Consider the following 16,974-nt stretch of genomic DNA (forward strand, 5'->3'; position numbering starts at 1 on the left):
TCGCCTGCTACCTGCCGCAACGATGGAGCGCACAGCATGGCGAACGTCACCCCACCCTACTATTTCGACGAATTTCTACGCCCGGCCAGACGCAGGGCACCTACCGCGCGGGAGCGTGAGTTGGGGTTCTCGTTGAAAGACCTTGATTGGCTGTACACGGTGTACTACGCCTCCGACACCGCACGTAAAAACTCGACGGTGCGCGATGCTCCGATGCTAGTGGAAAGGTTGCACATCAACCTCGCCGGTAGCGACGCCCTGCCGCTGCCCGGTGCCTTCGTGATGAGCCCCACCCCCGATGACGCCAAGGCGGTGCTGTACACCCCTGACGGTGGTCTTGAGCTGTTCGACAGCCACGCTGACCTGTTGAGCGAGGTAGCACAACGCCTGACAGAGGCGAGTCAGCGCAGTGAATTGCTGCAGTTTGTGTCCGTCGGCGAACGTAACGCGCTGCCAGCCACTGCGCCGCTGACGGTCACTACCAGCACCATCCTGGGCCCGGTGATGGAAGACCAGGAACACGCCATCCTGGCGTCCCAGCAGAAAAACGTAGCGCTGATGCTTAACGAGCTGTGCAAGCTTCCCAGTTTGAACGAGATGCTCGACACGTTGCTCGGCATCATGGCGCGCTCCTACTTCCCACGCCTGAACCAGGGCGACACGCGGGTGAACGCCTTCGTCTCGGCACCCAATGGCGAGCACAGCCATTGGGTGGCCTCCGATTCCTTACGCGACACGCTGTTACGCTTTTATGTCCAGCAAGCCTGGCCAATCGGGCAGACACACAGCTACTTCAACAGCGCCCATGACACGCGCAGCTTCAGCAAGGAACAGCTGGCCGAGGACCAGCAACGCTGGGACAGTGTGGTCGAGCAAACAAGCGCGGCGCTTGCAAAATTATTGAACAGCCTGCTGCAGGTCTACTGGAATGAAGACTGCACGGCGGGTCAGTCACGCTTGCAGCTCTTCACCCAGGTGATGCGCGACAAGTTTCGCGCCGACCTGCTGTTCAAACATCAGCAAACCATTGTGTCGGCTGACGAAAGCCGGACATTGCGCGGCGCAATCCTGCCGGACCACGCCACGCACGCAGCCTTGGACCACCACTTGAGCGTAGAAAAGGTACGCATTGATAGCGCGTTTCAACATCACGTCGACCTGGCCGGCACCCTGATGATCAGCAACGCCCACGCTTACCTCTATACCCAATCGCGTGGCCTGCAGGTGCTGGGCAGCCTCAGTGACCTGAACGCTACCTTGCTGACCATGCTCAAAACCGCCGGTTATGAGGATGAGCTGCTCAATTTCCTGTCGCTGGATGAACGCAGTGTGTTTGTCGGCATCGATCAGCCGCAGGTGACCGGCAAGCCCGTGGTCGGCGATGTGTTTCAGGCAATGCTCGAAGACATCGTCGCCAAACAGGCCGACAACCTCGAGTATGCGCTGGCGTTTTATCGGCGCAGCGTGGGCAGCATCGACCTGGGTGCATTGCTCGACAGTGCCCTGTATGTACGCGCCATGCTCGACAGCCGCTTGCTGGAGCCGCAACCAGACGGGCGCTGGAGCGTACACCCGAGCAGCAGCGGCAATGACCGCCCCACCACGGTTCAGGCGCAAAAGGCCAAGCTGCACCTGCAACGCCTGCAAGTGGTCGAGACGGCCCTGGCACTGGCTCGCAGTCAGCCTCCCAGGTTTGGCCCAACCGGTTTGCAAACGTTACCGGTCCAGCTGCTGGAGAGTCACCAGGCACAGCTCAGCCATGGAATGCTGCAAGGCCTGAGCGGCGAGGCGCAACTGAGGCGACTGCACAACAGCCTGCCAGCCAACGCCCTGGCGCTGCTGGACAGCGTGCTCCACGCCGACAGCATGACCCGCGAGAAGCGCCGGGGCCTGAACGGGTTTATCCCGGATGCCTATGGCCTGACCTTACACCTCGGCTCGCCTGCCACGCCCCATGCACTGGCCAATTGTTTTGTACTGACCGAACGTGGCGGCACAGACCCTGCTCACTCAGGGGCGGCAGTACTCTGGACACCCCGTTGCGGCGTTGAGGCGTTTGCGTCGATCAAGGCCCTGCGTGACACCCTTGAGCAACGCTTGCAAGACGCCCAAGCGCGATTACCGCTGATAGAGAACCTGCCGCCCTCCAAGCGGGTGCCCCATCAGTCCTGTCAGCTCGGCCCGCTGCGACGTCTCGACGCCCACTTGCTGAACGATCGGCAACAGTCTTACCGCGACTTCATCAGTGACGAGATTGGCCATGTGCGCTCGATGAAACTGAGCGCACAGCGTTACGAACAATGGATGGACAGCTTGATCCGTCGCGCCCCCCCGACCAACCTGCCCAGGGCCACGGCCATCGCACAGGCCCTCATCCACCAGCAGGCACTTCCGGTCTGGCTGGGCATGGCGCGCCCGAGCGAGCAGATCCTGCACGCCGAATTGCTCGAGCAATACCGCGTCAACGCGCTGGATGAGCGTGACTATCTGCACAGCATCACAACCCTGCGCGAGCAGGCCGTGAGCAGCCTCTCGACGTTGCTCAACGCCCGTTTTCCGGGGCAAGTGGTGAACCCGGACCATGTAATGATCCCGGGTCGCATCAACCTGGCGGGCAACACGCAGACGCTGACAGACTTCGCCCTGCGACACTTGCCTGTACTGCGCGGCGAAGACATCCGGCCACACTCGCGAACGGCCACGCCGTTGCCGGCGGCACTGGACGGCACGGCAGTGGTGCAACTGGTTCGCCAGTTGGACTTGAAAAGCTTCTACCAGGAACAACTGACCACCCATCTCAAAGGCGATACGCAGGCAACCCGTGAGCGTCGCCAGCTGTTCTGCCAGCAATTGCCCTGGCAATTGCTGCAGTACGCCCATCAACAAAAACTCGAAGGGCGGCTGTCGGCATCGGCGTGGAGCCTGATCCAGCAAGTCTTCGACATGCCCGACGGTGTGGCACGCGCTACGGTAACTGACGCATGTGGCACGCGCTACGGTAACTGACGCAACGGCAAACATCTGCCCGCTTGAACTGATCGCCACCCCAGGCGCGACGCCGGCCAACGCACTGTGCTGCTACCTCATTGGCACACCGACGGCCGCTTCCGGCCCGCTGGTGCTGTATGCGCCCTACAGCCCCCAGCACATGTTGACGGAATACGCGAATGAGGCCGCATTGATCAATGCGTTCACCGCCCCCGGCGCGCTGCAGGACTGGGTGACCGGTCAGATGCAAGCCGCCCATCAAGCCACCTACCGCAATTTGCTGGCCCAACAAGACAGTCGGGGCGCCTCGGAAATCCGTCTCGGCGCCGCCTATATCACCGGCAATCTGCTCAAAAAGCTGTTTGAGGACAATAGCGAGATGTTGCTCAGGATGCTCGACAGTCAGTTTTCCGCATCAGGCAAGGCTCAGTGGGACGCGATCACCAGCCTGCTCGGGCAGGCGATCCCTAAAGGCTTGATGTTCATGGCCGGTAAACTGGCCTACCCATTGGTGGTTTGGCGCAGCTACCAACTGTTCAAGACCTCCGCTGAAGATTTGCAGCAGCACCGCTGGCAGCACGCGCTGAAAACCTTTGCCCGTGGCGTGGCCGAGCTGGCCTCGTTGCGCACAGAGCTGGACCGGCTGTTGCCACCCGCCTCTTCGCCGCAGCAAGACGTCTCGCTGGAGGCGTGGCTCAACCCCCCTCAGGCAGCCGCCGCCACGCTGGCGGATGTAGACCTGACAGCACCTGGGCGCACCGGGTTGCGGGCATTTGAAGACCACGATATTGCGCTGGCGGACCTCACGCCCAGCACCTCGACACAGCCTTACAGAGATAGCACCGGAGCACTCCATTGCGTGCCGCTGGCGGGCAAGGTGTACCCGGTGAAAAAAGCCGGCGAACACTGGCGTCTGAGCAAAGGCGAACTCCACGGCCCTTATGTAAAAAGCAGCGCCCAGGGCGGCTGGACACTGGACCTCGATGGGCATAACCCGCGCTACGGCCAATCCTTGAAGCGCTTGGCAGGCAAGGTGTACACGCGGGCAGCCGAACGAGAGGTCATCAATATCGAAGCCGTGGGCATGCGCGAAATCGCGGCCTTATCCAATTGGAAGGCGCAGTGCATTGATGAAGCGCTGAATGTCGCGACTTACTATGCAGTGACGTGCAAACGCAACCTGAGCCACTTTGCGACACTGCGCGAGCCCAATAGCCGGCTCGGGCGGTTCTTCACCGAGTTACTGGGCGTGGGCACGTTGACGGCCGATCACGTGCAGAAAATCGAGCGGCGCGTGGACGAGGTGCTCGACGAGTTGACCAATCACACGCTGATCGGTCCCGACTCGCAGCGTTTTGTCAGCGGTACCCATCGCTACAACCCCGAAAACAGCTTTGCCTTCGTGATACCCGATGACCTGGACCAAAAGATCTACTTGCTGGACCGCTTCTTCGACCCCGGGATGGACGTCTATCAAAACCGCTTGACCACGCCGTTCAACATTTCGGCGCATGCGCGGGCGGCGTCGTTGATTCACGAGATATCGCACATCAAATCCTTGACCGAGGACCTGGCTTACCTCGACTCGATGCGGCCGTTCCACGACCTGATCAACACCAACATCCAGGGCGCCGGGGTGATGCAGACCGACCTTGCCGACCTGCGCCTGACCGCCCTCTCCACCTTGACGCCCGCCAGACTGCTGTTCAAGGCATGGGACGAATTCTCGCAAGCCTGGGAGGATTTCGGCAGCCGAAACGTGACCTCACCGCTCAAAGATAAAGTCCTGCGCACCACCGGCAGCCGGAGCCTCGCTGAGGCGCGGGTGATTTTCATGAGCGACGCCGATAAACGCATTGACACCATCCTGGCGAATGCCGACTCGGTGACGTATCTGATCAGTCAACTGGGGCGAGAACTGGATGCGGGAGCCTGAGCAGGCTCCCGGCGGGGTACGTCAGTCTTTCTGGTCACGCAGGATGTTGCCCGAAGCGCCGTCGATACGCGCTTCATACACCGTGCCGTCGGACTTGCGGCCTTTGACTTCCCAATAGCCGTTGTCGTCGGCTTCCGCCGCATAGACCTCGATGTACCCGGCCTTGGTCTTGGCCACTTCGATGGCCTTTTCGATGGTGATCCAGCCTGCGCCGGGTTTATCGGCCAGCGCAGCGCCGGCGCTGAGCAGAGCGGTGGTTGCACACAGGGCGACTAAGGTTTTCTTCAGCATCTTCGTACTCCATTGTGGGAATGTCCTGAATTTTTTAGGAGCCCGCCAAACGAGAATAAGTTCCAATTGATGTGCAATCGCCATGATGGCTGTTCTCGCCGTCCCCCTCGGGAGGTTAGAATGCGTGAAATCAGGATGAATTAATGAGCGAAAAGTCCCTTACAGAAGCCGAATATGACGCCATCACCGACGCCGCCGCGCATTGGTGCATGCGCATGCATGCGGGGGATTGCACCCCGCAGGAACGTCAGGCTTTTACCCAATGGCATGATGCCGACCCGCTGCATGCCTTTGAATACGCGGCGATGCTGGAAATATGGGACGTCGCCGACCACCTGCCCCGCACCGAAACCACGCCGGTAGTGGTGCCGTTCAAACCCCGCCGCCGTCTGCGTCACTACGCGGTGGCGGCAGCGATCTGCCTGGCCGCCCTGCCGCTGGCTGCCTTTACCGGCTGGGAAGCCGGCTGGCTGCCGAGTTCCTATGAGCGCTACCAGGCCGACAATGGCTTGCGGCAGATCACCTTGAGTGACGGCAGCCAGGTCGAACTCAACCTGGGCACCGAACTGGTCTACAGCCATTACAAGGACCAGCGCCGGGTCACACTGAAAAAGGGCGAAGCCTTCTTCAAAGTCAGCCATGACAGCGCACATCCCTTTATCGTGCACGCCGGCGCGGGCCAGGTGCGGGTCACGGGCACCCAGTTCAACGTGTGGAAGTACGAAGACCAGGTGCAAGTGATGCTGCTCGAAGGCTCGGTGCAGATCGCCAGCGACCAGGTGCACGGCAGCGTCCCTCTGACCCCCGGCATGCAGGCCAGCTATCAACAGGGCGATGCCACCCCTCGTGTGCGCACGATCCCCGCGAATGACAGCGCCCTGGCCTGGCGCCAAGGCAAGCTGGTGCTCGACAACCTGGCACTGGTCGATGCGTTGCCACTGATCAACCGCTACCTGAACAAACCGGTGATGCTCGCCGATGCCGGCACCGGCGCCATTCGCATCGGCGGCATCTACAACATCAATGAGGTCCACAACCTCATCGCCTCCCTGCCCAAGGTGCTGCCGGTCTACGTGACCCAGAACCAGGACGGCAACCCCGTACTCAATTCCATCCCGCGTAAAACCCCCAAAGGCTGAGCCTTGCCCGCAGGCGTGGGCCTCGCTCGCGCCTGCAGTGTCCATTTTTGAAACACCGCCCCGCCCTGCATCGCCCGCCCTGCGCGGGTTAATGCTTTTGTCACAGTGGCTGTTACAGCGCTGATACACCCTGGTGAAACGTTTTTGGTATGGCCGGGAGCGCGCGCCTGAACGGCAGGTGTCTCAGCGATGAAACAGGCGTGATCTCGAAAAGCCCGTCAAAACCCACAACCCATTGAATAACAACACTAAATAAAAAGCGGCACGCCTTCTGCTCTATCCCTGACAGCGCTGTTTAGGGTCAGCGCGAAGAAGAAGGAATCGTGCCGTGGTCACTCACACTCAAGGCTCATTGAGCCTACTGCTGATCAGCTGCGTACTCAGTACCAGCGTGAGCCTTCCCGTGCTCGCCGAGGGTAACGGTGTGATCGTGATTGACCGTGCAGTCCGTGGCCACATGTGGGGCCGCACCGCCGGCTCCGACCCCAGCCCCACCACCGCAAATGCCAACCCGTCTGCGCAGATCTTTCGCACGACCACCCACGAACTCAATGACACGGATATCTCCGGGATCGCCAGTGGCTCCAGCATCAACCGCACCATTTTGCCCGGCGGCAACCTGCCTGGGCTCGATAACAACGGTGGCGGCATCGGCCTGGGCGCCGGCGGTGCTGCAGGGCATAGCGGCGGCGGCAGCCTCTCCGGAACGGTGAACAATGCCATTTCCAGAGGCCTTGCGCCCCTGAACTCTATCGGCAGCATGGCCGGGGGGCGTTGAGATGAATCATTCCTGGATGCTTCTTGCGGTGCTGGTCAGCGCATCGGCCATGGCCGGCGGCGACAACAACGCAACCATCGACAACTCCGGCAAACAGTACGACGGCGTGATGTCCGTCAACCAGGCAGCGGGCGACCAGCATCAGCAGAGCAACAGCATCGCTATTGCCGTCGGCCGTAACGCCCAGGCAACTGTTTCGGTCACGCAGACAATCAGCGGCGCACCCGCCGACCGCTCCCTGAACGCCAAGACGTCGATTCAGGGCAGCTCTTTCACCAATGGCAACGGCATCGTCACCGTCAACCAGTCCGCCGGGGCCCAGAACCAAATGATCAATGCCGTGCGAATCAGCCTCAACGCTGGCCCGCAAAGCATCGACGACAGTGTCATGTCACAACAGAACGTTGTGCTTGCAACAGACTCGGGAGTGACCTCTACCACTGGCAGCCGCCAGGTCGTTACCAGCGACCAGGCCTTCACCGGCAGCCGTGGAGTGGTACAGGTCAACCAGAGCGCCGGGGTGGGGAACCGAGTGGCTAACACCCTGAACCTGCGACTCAACTGATGGAGCTGAGTCCAATAGCTAGACCGTACCAACACTTAACCAACTAATTAGAAGCAAGGAGAAACACCATGAAACCTACAATGGCTCTCAAACCACTGGTTTTCGCTCTGACTGCACTGATGGCAATCGCCGCACAAGCGGGTGGTGGTAACGGCGGCGGCAATGGCGGTGGTGGCGGCGGCAACCAACCACCGGCTGCACCTACCGTGCTGTCGGTCACTGCCAACGATTCCCAGAACAGCTCGGGCAACGGCACCCTGAACGACAAGACCGAGAACAACGCGTCCACCACCAACTCGATCAACAGCAACTCCGGTGTGGCCAGCGGCATCATTCAAAGCGGCACTGGCAACCAAGCCAAACACGACATCGCCATCGGCGCCTCCGATGATGCGGATCAAGTGTTCGCGACCATCAACACCGTGCAAAACAGCAGCGGCAACCTGGTGGGCAACCTCGGCAACACCAACAACTCGTCGCTGACCGACTCCAACAACAGCAACTCGGGTGTCAGCCTGGCTTCCGTGCAGGCCGGTACCGGCAACCAAAGCAGCCAAGGCATTGCCATCGCTTCTTCCGAAGACGGTGCCTCGGGCGGTGCAGCTGTCAATGCTCAGCAAAACTCGTCGAGCAACCTGACCTTGAACGCCACCACCGGCCACGGCTGGAACAAAGCGAACGTGGTGAACAACGCCAGCCTCACCAACTCGGGTAACAACAACACCGGTATTTCCGGGACTGTTTCCCAAGCAGGTACTGGCAACCAGGCTGCACTCGGTGTGTCGATCTCCCGCTTCTGATGCAAATCGGGCCTTGGCAACAAGGCCCTTTTCAATTCCAGTGTCCAGCAGGTCATACGATCATGCGCCTCGTTGCCTTCGCCCTCTTGTTATCGCTGACCGGCCCGACCTGGGCAGGCCAAGTGGCAGTTCCAATGCCCGGCGGTGGGATGATGTACAAGAAAGTCGAAAGCATCCGCGAGCGTAAATTCGCCAACCTGGTGGAACAGAAAACCGATTTCAGCTGTGGTGCCGCCGCCTTGGCCAGCATTCTGCGCCAAGGCTATTGGCTGGATGTCAACGAGGATGACGTCATCAAGGGCATGCTGGTGAACGCCGACCAGGATCTGGTCCGGACCCAGGGTTTCTCGATGCTCGACATGAAGCGTTACCTCGAAAGCATCGGCATGCGCGCCAGGGGCTACCGGATCACGCCACAAGTGCTGACCACGGTGAAGATCCCTGTCGTGGTGCTGCTGGAAATCCGCGGCTACAAGCACTTTGTGGTCCTGCAGCGCGCCGACAAGGACTGGGTCTACATCGGCGACCCCGTGCTGGGCCACAAGCGCTATACAAAGGACGATTTCATCAAGGGCTGGAACGGCATTGTGTTTGCCGTCCTGGGTGAAGGCTACGACAAGACCAACGCCCTGCTCTCCCCGCCCACGCCGTTGACCGCCAAGAACCAGCTGAGTGCGTTCAGCCCGGTGCGCGACAGCGAACTGATGGACTTCGGTTTCATCCAGAGCGACTTCTTCTAGAAGCGCAATAAGGAGCAGGACGCTCCAGGAGCAGATGATGAACACTTACCGTTGGCTGACGGTCATGTGCCTGGCAGCCTCAATGCCCGCGTATGCGTCATCGGCGTTCAAGCCTGTTGAACTCAAGGATGCGGAAATGGCAGATCTGCGTGGGCGCTTCGTGATGCCTGGGCGGATCATCAGTTTCGGCATTGTGATGAGCAGCACCTGGACCAACTCCGCCGGCGCCACCGTCACGGGCAGCGCCAGCATGCAGATCGATAAAACCACGGTGACCCCGCAGTTCTATGTGCAGATCACCGGCAATGATGGCAATGGCAGCATCAAGCAACCTGACGGCACCGGCACAGTCGTCGGCGGCGGCGGCCTGGGCAGCGGCCAAGGCGTGACCCAAAGCGTGCGCGCGGCGGGTGACGGCAATACCGCCAGCAATGCGGTCGACATCAACGTCAGCAAAAACGGCCTGGCTCCGGCCAACTACGCGCAATCCGGCCAGGCGCTGGTGGCCGGCGAGGCAATTACCGGCAGTACCGCCGCTGGCCAAGTGACTGTTTCGGCCAAGAATGGCGGCTTGCAGATGGCGCTTCTGGCCAATAACAACCAAGGCAATGTCGTGCAGCAAATCGGCGGCGGCAATGTCCTGCAAGGCACGGTTATCCAGGGCAACAGCAACCTCATCAACAACCTGACCCAACTCAACATCGTGATGGGGAACAACGGGCTGAATAACATTGCGCAGAACCTCAATCTGGACCAACTCAAAGGCCTACGCACTATCGGTTATTGAACTACGCTGAGCCACGACACTTACGTATTTAAAAAGGGACGGCTTACTTCATGCATCGATCTTTATCGTTACGTGCTGTGGTTTGTTTAAGTACGCTCCTGCCTGCGACCATGCTGTATGCCGCGCCGGACGCCGATATTGAAACGCTTAAACAGGAACTGCTGGAGCTCAAGCAGCGTTACGAAGTGCAACAAAAGGCACTGGCGGTATTGGAACAGCGGGTACGACAGGTCGAAGACCAACCGGCAACACCGGCGCCCAAGCGCCTGGCCAAATCGCCTGCCGACTTCAACAAAGGCACCACCGTTGCCGGCGCGCCGGGCGTGGGCGCCGCAGCAGCATCCGGCGGTGCGGGCGGCGGAAGCTCCTATGGGCAAAGCCTCAAGGATGACTCGGCTCCCGCGCAAAGCGTCAGCAACCTGTACAACGAGGCCAGCGGCTTTTTCGGCGATGGCAAGTTCAGCTTTGAAACCGGCATCACCTATGCCCGGTATGACGCACGCCAGTTGACCCTCAACGGTTTTCTGGCGCTGGACTCGATCTTCCTCGGCAACATCAACCTTGACCGGATCAAGGCCGATAACTGGACCCTGGACCTGACCGGCCGCTACAACCTCGATAACCGCTGGCAGTTCGATGTCAACGTACCGGTGGTCTACCGCGAATCGACGTACCAGTCGGGTGGCGCCGGCAACAGTGGCACCACCACGTCGGAAGCCTCGGTCACTCGCGACCCGACCATCGGCGACGTCAACTTTGGCATCGCGTACAAATTCCTCGACGAAACCGACAGCCTGCCGGATGCGGTGGTTTCAGTACGCGTCAAGGCGCCTACCGGTAGAGAACCCTACGGCATCAAACTGATCGAATCGCCGAACAACGACAACCTGTTCGTCCCCGAAAGCCTGCCCACGGGTAACGGCGTCTGGTCGGTCACGCCGGGCATCTCGCTGGTCAAGACCTTCGACCCGGCCGTACTGTTCGGTTCGTTGTCTTACACCCACAATTTCGAGGATTCGTTTGACGACATCAGCTCCAACGCCAACCAGAAAGTCGGCGGCAAGGTCAGCCTTGGCGACAGCTTCCAGGTCGGCGTCGGCGTAGCCTTTGCGCTGAACGAGAAGATGAGTATGTCGTTCTCCGTGTCCGACCTGGTGCAGCGCAAGAGCAAACTCAAGCCTGACGGCGGCGACTGGCAATCGGTGGTCTCCAGCGATGCCAACGCCGGCTACTTCAACGTGGGCATGACGATTGCGGCATCGGACAACCTCACAATCGTGCCAAACCTGGCGATTGGCATGACGGATGACGCGCCGGACTTTACGTTCAGCCTCAAATTCCCGTATTACTTCTAACGCAGACGTTTTACCGCAAACAAGGAAAAGCCCCGCAACGATAAGGGTCGTTGCGGGGCTTTTCGGTTTACCCGCCCTAGCGGATCTGGTGTTTGTGCAGCAACCGGTAGAACGTCGGCCGCGACACCCCCAGCACACGGGCCGCGACACTCAGGTTGTCACTGTGCCGGTTGAGCACATCGCACAACGCCTGACGTTCGGCGCGGTGCTTATAGTCTTCCAGTGTAGCCATGGGCAGCGAAATTGCCTGCTCACCCTGCAAGCCCAGATCAACGGCCTCGATCTGGCGCCCTTCGGCCAGCACCAGGCCACGGCGCACGCGGTTGGCCAACTCACGCACATTGCCCGGCCAGGGGTGCTGCCCCATCGCCACCAGCGCGTCTTCGCTGAAGCTGCGCGGGCGTCGACCGGTTTCCTGGCTGTAGAACCGTGCAAAGTGGTTGGCCAGCTTTGCCACATCGCCATGGCGTTCGCGCAACGGCGCGGTCACCACTTGCAGGACATTGAGCCGGTAGTACAAATCTTCGCGGAAAGTGCCCTTCTCGACGGCGGCTTCCAGGTCCACGTGGGTGGCGGCCAATACCCTGACGTCCACGGGAATCGGCTGGCTGCCGCCGACGCGTTCGATCTGTTTTTCCTGGAGAAACCGCAGCAGGTTGGCTTGCAGCTCCATCGGTAAATCGCCGATCTCATCGAGGAACAGCGTGCCGCCATTGGCCGCCTCGATACGCCCGACCTTGCGCTGATGGGCGCCGGTAAACGCGCCTTTCTCATGGCCGAACAGTTCGGATTGAATCAAGTGTTCCGGGATAGCCCCGCAGTTGATCGCGACAAACGGCTTGGCGTGGCGCTGGGATTGGCGGTGCAGGGTCTTGGCCACCAGCTCCTTGCCGGTGCCGCTGTCCCCGCGGATCAACACGGGGGATTCGGTAGGCGCCAACTTGGAGAGCAATTTACGCAGCTCACGAATCGGCCGGCTGTCACCCAGCAGCTCGTGTTCGGGCTCATCCGCGGGTGTCTGCTCCTTGCCCCGCAGCCGCGCCATGCCGAAAGCACGGCCAAGGGTGACCTGCACGCGGGCAACGTCGAAGGGCAAGGTGTGGAAGTCGAAAAACCATTCGCAGACAAAATCGCCAACGTTCTGCAGGCGCAGTACATCCTGGCTGAGCACCGCGATCCACTCGGTGCCGCTGCGGCCGATCAGTTCCTTGACCGCCTCGGGCCGTTGCAGATGAAAGGGCTGCAAACGCAGCAGGCCCACATCGCAGGTCCGTTCGCCGACGGCTTCCAGCGCACAGCTGTCCACGTCCCACCCGGCGGTGCGCAAACCGGGCAATAGCCCGTGGCAGTCGTCACAGGGATCGACCACAAGCAAGCGACGCTGCGCAGGTGTAACAATCATGACTATTCCTTGACGTCAAAATCGTTAAATTTATTAATAAACAACGGTTTGTGAAGCCTGGCGCTAACACTAGCAAGATCTTGACGCTGCGCTTGTACCGTTTCGCTATAAGTGTGGGCAAAAAGCCACCCCTGAGCATTTTGGGTAAAAAAGTTGCTCGCCGTGGAAACATTCAATCAGCTTTCAAAACAGCCGCTTACATGACGTTAATCAGGGAAGGTTAAAATTTCTTGCTCTAAGATGTGACCCGTACCCGGTCATCGTGCATCAGTACAAGTAACTCGCCGCTTGGCCCGCCCAACCAACGGCACTCACTTGAATGGGCAATGAGAGAGAACCCGACATGAACGCCCCGCTCCGCATCAACGAAGCTCTTTTGATCGCAGACCGTGCCTTCCAGCCCTTTCAGTGCGTGGCCTGGCACGATGGCAATGGCGCCCTCAGCCTGAGTGTCATCGACCGTACCAATACCCGTATCGGCAGCAAACAACTGTCGTCGAGTGCCTATACCGACCCGGCGCAATTGGAAGACTTGCTGTTGCAAGCGCGCGCCCAGCTCGATAAAGATGGCCACCAGTTGCAATCCTGGGTAATGCCCAAGTAAGACGACACAGCAACTTCCGAGCACTGCCAAACAGTGCTCGGAAGTTGTGCATCAGAAGATGCTTAATCTCGCTTATCGAGCAGCGAGAATAAACCGTTCGATGGCCTCGGCGGCACCGTCTTCGATATTGCTGCCGGTGACCACACTGGCCTGGCGCTTGACGGTTTCTTCCGCCTGCCCCATGGCAATCGACAAACCGGCCACGTGAAACATCGCCGGGTCATTGCCGCCATCACCGATCGCCGCCGTCTGCTCGATGGGCACGCCCAAGTGCGCCGCCAGGGTCTTCAAGGCTTCGCCCTTGTTGGCCAGCATCGCGGTCACATCCAGGTAAACCGGCTGCGAACGCGACACCTGGGCCAGCCCGTGCACTTTGGGCTGCAATTGCGCTTCCAGCTCCACCAGCAATTGCGTGTTGTTACTCGCCGCGACAATCTTGTCGACCCGGTCCAGGTAGGGCTCGAAACTCTCCACCACCACCGGGCCATAACCCAGGCCATCGGCTTCACGCTGCTCCATCGGCCCAGGGGCGTCGCGACGCAGCCAGTCGCCGTCGGCGAACACCCAGACCTCAACGTCCGGCTCGGCGGAAAACAGCGCCAGGGTAACCAGCGCCGCTTCCGCCGGCAGGTGATGGGCAACCAGGATGCTGCCATCCGGGTTGATCAGCGTGCCGCCATTGAACCCGGCCACCGGCACATCGATACCAAATGTCTCGATCAGGTGCAGCATGGCCTTGGGCGGCCGCCCGCTGGCCAGGCTGAATAACACCCCGGCGTCGCGCAAGGCGCGAATCGCATCGGCCGTGCGCTGACTCAGGCTGTGATCCGGATGCAGCAAGGTGCCGTCCACGTCACTGAGGATAAAACGGATGGGATGAATCGCTGCATCACTCATCCGAGGCTATGCCACGTACGGCCATCACGGGCCAGCAACGCATCGGCGGCGGCCGGGCCGTCTTCACCGGCCTTGTAGGCCTGGATCCCGTCGTCTTCCTTCCACGCATCCAGAAACGGCTGCACCGCACGCCAGCCGTTCTCGATGTTGTCGGCGCGCTGGAACAAGGTCTGGTCGCCGGTCATGCAGTCATAAATCAGGGTTTCATAGCCTGTCGATGGCTGCATCTCGAAGAAGTCCTTGTAGGCGAACCCTAGCTGGATATTGGCCATGTCCAGGGTCGGCCCGGGCTTTTTCGCCAGCAGGTCGAACCACATGCCCTCATTCGGCTGGATCTGGATCTTTAGGTAAGTCGGCTTGAGCTCATCAACCTCGGTATCCCGGAACTGCGCGTACGGCGCCGGCTTGAAGCAAATCACGATTTCGGTGTCGCGCACGCTCATGCGCTTGCCGGTACGCAGGTAGAACGGCACACCCACCCAGCGCCAGTTGTCGATCATGACTTTCAGCGCGACAAACGTCTCGGTGCTGCTGTCAGGTGCGACGTTGGCCTCTTCCCGGTAGCCCGGCAGCAGCTTGCCGCCGATTTCACCCGAGGTGTACTGCCCACGGACCGAGTTGGCCCGCGCGTCCTCCAGGGACCAAGGGCGTACCGCGCCGATCACCTTGGCCTTTTCGCCGCGCACGGCATCGGCGCCAAAGGCGGCTGGCGGCTCCATGGCCACCATCGCCAGCAGCTGGAACAGGTGGTTGGGCACCATGTCGCGCAGGGTGCCCGTCTTTTCGAAGAAGTTGCCCCGTGTTTCCACACCGACGGTTTCGGCGGCGGTGATTTGCACGTGGTCGATGTAATGGTTGTTCCAGAACGCTTCGAACAGCACGTTGGAGAACCGGCTGATCAGAATGTTCTGCACCGTCTCTTTGCCCAGGTAATGGTCGATGCGATAGATCTGCTTCTCGCTCATCACCTTGAGCAGGCTGGCGTTCAACGCTTCGGCGGTGGCGAGGTCGGAGCCGAATGGCTTTTCGATCACCACGCGACGGAAACCGTCATCGGTTTCCGTGAGCAAGCCGGCACTGCCCAGGCGCTGCACCACGTCACTGAAGAAGCGCGGTGCGGTGGCCAGGTAGAACACCGCATTGCCGGTGCCGCTGTCGGCGATTTTCTTGCCGATATCGGCGTAGGTGCTGTCGTCGAGGAAGTCACCCTCGACGTAGCTGATGCCCTTGGCCAATTGCGCCCACAAGGCCGGGTCCAACGCGTTATCCGCATTGCCCTTGACCTTGCTTGCCGCTTCGGTGCGAATGAAATCCTCCAGCTTCTTGGCGAAGTCGGCGTCGCTGATGGCGTTGTGATCAACGCCGACAATGCGCAAGCCGTCGCCCAGCAGCCCGTCACGACTGAGGTTGTACAGCGCCGGCATCAGCAGGCGCTTGACCAGGTCGCCATGGGCGCCAAACAGAAAGAGTGTGGTGGGTGGAGCGGGTTCGGCCTTGGGTTTCTTGCCGTTAGCGGTCATTTTTTGGAAGTCTCCACGTGACCACCAAAGCCGAAGCGCATGGCAGACAGCATCTTGTCACCGTAGGTGCTCTGCTGACGCGAGCGGAAGCGCGCGAACAACGACGTCGAGAGTACCGGCACCGGCACGGCCTGTTCCATGGCGGCCTCGATGGTCCAGCGGCCTTCGCCGCTGTCGGCTACGGAGCCTGAGTAACCGTCGAGTTTGGGGTCAGTCGCCAGTGCATCGGCCGTCAGGTCGAGCAACCAGGACGAGACCACGCTGCCCCGGCGCCAGACTTCGGCGATATCGGCGACATTCAGGTCGAAACGCTGGTCTGCCGGCAGGTTTTCCGAGTTCTTGGTCTTGAGGATGTCAAAACCTTCGGCAAACGCCTGCATCATCCCGTATTCAATGCCGTTGTGGATCATCTTGACGAAATGCCCGGCGCCCGCAGGGCCAGCATGGATGTAACCTTGCTCGGCACGTTTGTCGGCCGACGGCGAGCGATCCTTGGTGCGCGGAATGTTGCCCAGGCCCGGCGCCAGGCTGGCGAAGATCGGGTCCAGGCGCTGCACGGATTCAGTGTCGCCACCGATCATCATGCAGTAGCCACGTTCCAGGCCCCAGACGCCGCCGGAAGTACCGACGTCGACATAGTGCAGGCCCTTCTGCGCCAACGCCTTGGCGCGACGCACATCGTCCTTATAGTTGGTGTTGCCGCCGTCGATGATGACATCACCGTCTTCCAGCAGCTCGCTCAATTCATTGATGGTGTGTTCCGTGGGGTCGCCTGCCGGCAGCATCACCCAGACGGCGCGAGGCTTTTGCAGCCCGGCAACCAAGGCTTTCAAGTCGGCAACGCCGGTGGCGCCCTCCTCGCTAAGGCCTTTTACAAATGCTTCGTTACGGTCGTAAACAACGGTGGTATGCCCATTGAGCATCAGGCGCCGTGCAATATTCCCGCCCATGCGGCCTAGTCCGATAATCCCCAGTTGCATGTGCTGATGCTCCCAACTACTAAATAAATGTGTGACATAGTTTATAGCGCAATGAGGCTAATGAGGGTTAGTCCAGGCCCGATCCGTGTAGTTTCATGAGAAAAAGTTGCCATCATTTCAGCATCACGGCCCAAAAAGTCACACGACCGTCAAAAATAAAAAAGTTCCCTTGCTGCAAAAAAGAATTCAGAA

Annotated in this window: 15 protein-coding genes; 10 read left to right on the forward strand and 5 right to left on the reverse strand. The window is 60.3% G+C overall.

Features of this window, described 5'->3' with window-relative positions; translation table 11 throughout:
* Positions 1–36: 36 nt before the first annotated feature.
* On the forward strand, positions 37–3,006 hold the full coding sequence (locus GIW02_RS27300; RefSeq protein ID WP_456361633.1) for a dermonecrotic toxin domain-containing protein: 2,970 nt from the start codon (positions 37–39) through the stop codon (positions 3,004–3,006).
* The gene (locus tag GIW02_RS27305; protein ID WP_456361634.1) at positions 2,984–4,924 is read left to right on the forward strand and encodes a hypothetical protein; all 1,941 of its coding nucleotides are present in this window, start codon (positions 2,984–2,986) and stop codon (positions 4,922–4,924) included. The genes GIW02_RS27300 and GIW02_RS27305 overlap by 23 nt, the downstream gene beginning before the upstream one ends.
* A 21-nt stretch (positions 4,925–4,945) precedes the next feature.
* On the opposite strand, the gene GIW02_RS13775 is transcribed toward GIW02_RS27305, so the two are convergent.
* Positions 4,946–5,215, reverse strand: coding sequence for a PepSY domain-containing protein (locus tag GIW02_RS13775; RefSeq protein ID WP_025857288.1), 270 nt, complete (start codon positions 5,213–5,215; stop codon positions 4,946–4,948).
* A 143-nt stretch (positions 5,216–5,358) separates the two neighbouring features.
* Here GIW02_RS13775 and GIW02_RS13780 point away from each other — a divergent pair, with 143 nt between their 5' ends.
* From GIW02_RS13780 to GIW02_RS13810, 7 genes are all read left to right on the forward strand, one after another.
* Positions 5,359–6,354, forward strand: coding sequence for a FecR family protein (locus GIW02_RS13780; protein ID WP_236418641.1), 996 nt, complete (start codon positions 5,359–5,361; stop codon positions 6,352–6,354).
* A gap of 328 nt (positions 6,355–6,682) precedes the next feature.
* Entirely contained in the window at positions 6,683–7,132 is a 450-nt protein-coding gene (locus tag GIW02_RS13785) for a hypothetical protein (protein ID WP_236418640.1), read from the forward strand.
* Between the two features lies 1 nt (position 7,133).
* Positions 7,134–7,697 (forward strand): adhesin, encoded by a 564-nt coding sequence (locus tag GIW02_RS13790; RefSeq protein WP_236418639.1) that lies wholly within the window; start codon positions 7,134–7,136, stop codon positions 7,695–7,697.
* 68 nt (positions 7,698–7,765) lie between these two features.
* Complete coding sequence (locus GIW02_RS13795; RefSeq protein WP_236421896.1) at positions 7,766–8,497, forward strand: heme utilization protein; 732 nt, start codon at positions 7,766–7,768, stop codon at positions 8,495–8,497.
* A 62-nt stretch (positions 8,498–8,559) separates the two neighbouring features.
* A complete protein-coding gene (locus GIW02_RS13800) occupies positions 8,560–9,237 on the forward strand; it encodes a C39 family peptidase (RefSeq protein WP_236415082.1) in 678 nt (225 codons plus the stop codon).
* A gap of 37 nt (positions 9,238–9,274) precedes the next feature.
* Positions 9,275–10,024, forward strand: a complete 750-nt coding sequence (locus tag GIW02_RS13805; RefSeq protein ID WP_236415084.1) for a hypothetical protein — start codon at positions 9,275–9,277, stop codon at positions 10,022–10,024.
* A 50-nt stretch (positions 10,025–10,074) separates the two neighbouring features.
* The gene (locus tag GIW02_RS13810; protein WP_236415086.1) at positions 10,075–11,379 is read left to right on the forward strand and encodes a hypothetical protein; all 1,305 of its coding nucleotides are present in this window, start codon (positions 10,075–10,077) and stop codon (positions 11,377–11,379) included.
* A 76-nt stretch (positions 11,380–11,455) separates the two neighbouring features.
* Here GIW02_RS13810 and GIW02_RS13815 read toward each other — a convergent pair whose 3' ends face one another.
* Positions 11,456–12,781 carry a sigma-54-dependent transcriptional regulator gene (locus GIW02_RS13815; protein WP_236415088.1) on the reverse strand — a complete coding sequence of 442 codons (1,326 nt, stop codon included), beginning with the start codon at positions 12,779–12,781 and terminating at the stop codon, positions 11,456–11,458.
* A gap of 343 nt (positions 12,782–13,124) precedes the next feature.
* On the opposite strand from GIW02_RS13815, the gene GIW02_RS13820 reads away from it, so the two are divergent.
* The gene (locus tag GIW02_RS13820; protein ID WP_236415090.1) at positions 13,125–13,385 is read left to right on the forward strand and encodes a hypothetical protein; all 261 of its coding nucleotides are present in this window, start codon (positions 13,125–13,127) and stop codon (positions 13,383–13,385) included.
* Between the two features lie 72 nt (positions 13,386–13,457).
* On the opposite strand, the gene GIW02_RS13825 is transcribed toward GIW02_RS13820, so the two are convergent.
* Genes GIW02_RS13825 through gnd form a run of 3 tightly spaced genes read right to left on the reverse strand, consistent with a single transcriptional unit; the run spans position 13,458 to position 16,827 of the window.
* Entirely contained in the window at positions 13,458–14,282 is an 825-nt protein-coding gene (locus GIW02_RS13825; protein ID WP_236415092.1) for an HAD family hydrolase, read from the reverse strand.
* Positions 14,279–15,802 carry a glucose-6-phosphate dehydrogenase gene (gene zwf / locus GIW02_RS13830; RefSeq protein WP_236415094.1) on the reverse strand — a complete coding sequence of 508 codons (1,524 nt, stop codon included), beginning with the start codon at positions 15,800–15,802 and terminating at the stop codon, positions 14,279–14,281. Before zwf ends, GIW02_RS13825 begins: the two co-directional genes overlap by 4 nt.
* Positions 15,799–16,827 carry a phosphogluconate dehydrogenase (NAD(+)-dependent, decarboxylating) gene (gnd, locus tag GIW02_RS13835; RefSeq protein ID WP_456361635.1) on the reverse strand — a complete coding sequence of 343 codons (1,029 nt, stop codon included), beginning with the start codon at positions 16,825–16,827 and terminating at the stop codon, positions 15,799–15,801. The genes zwf and gnd overlap by 4 nt, the downstream gene beginning before the upstream one ends.
* Positions 16,828–16,974: the final 147 nt, after the last annotated feature.

Origin of the sequence: Pseudomonas syringae (assembly GCF_021606685.1) — a bacterium.
Lineage (GTDB): Bacteria > Pseudomonadota > Gammaproteobacteria > Pseudomonadales > Pseudomonadaceae > Aquipseudomonas > Aquipseudomonas syringae_R.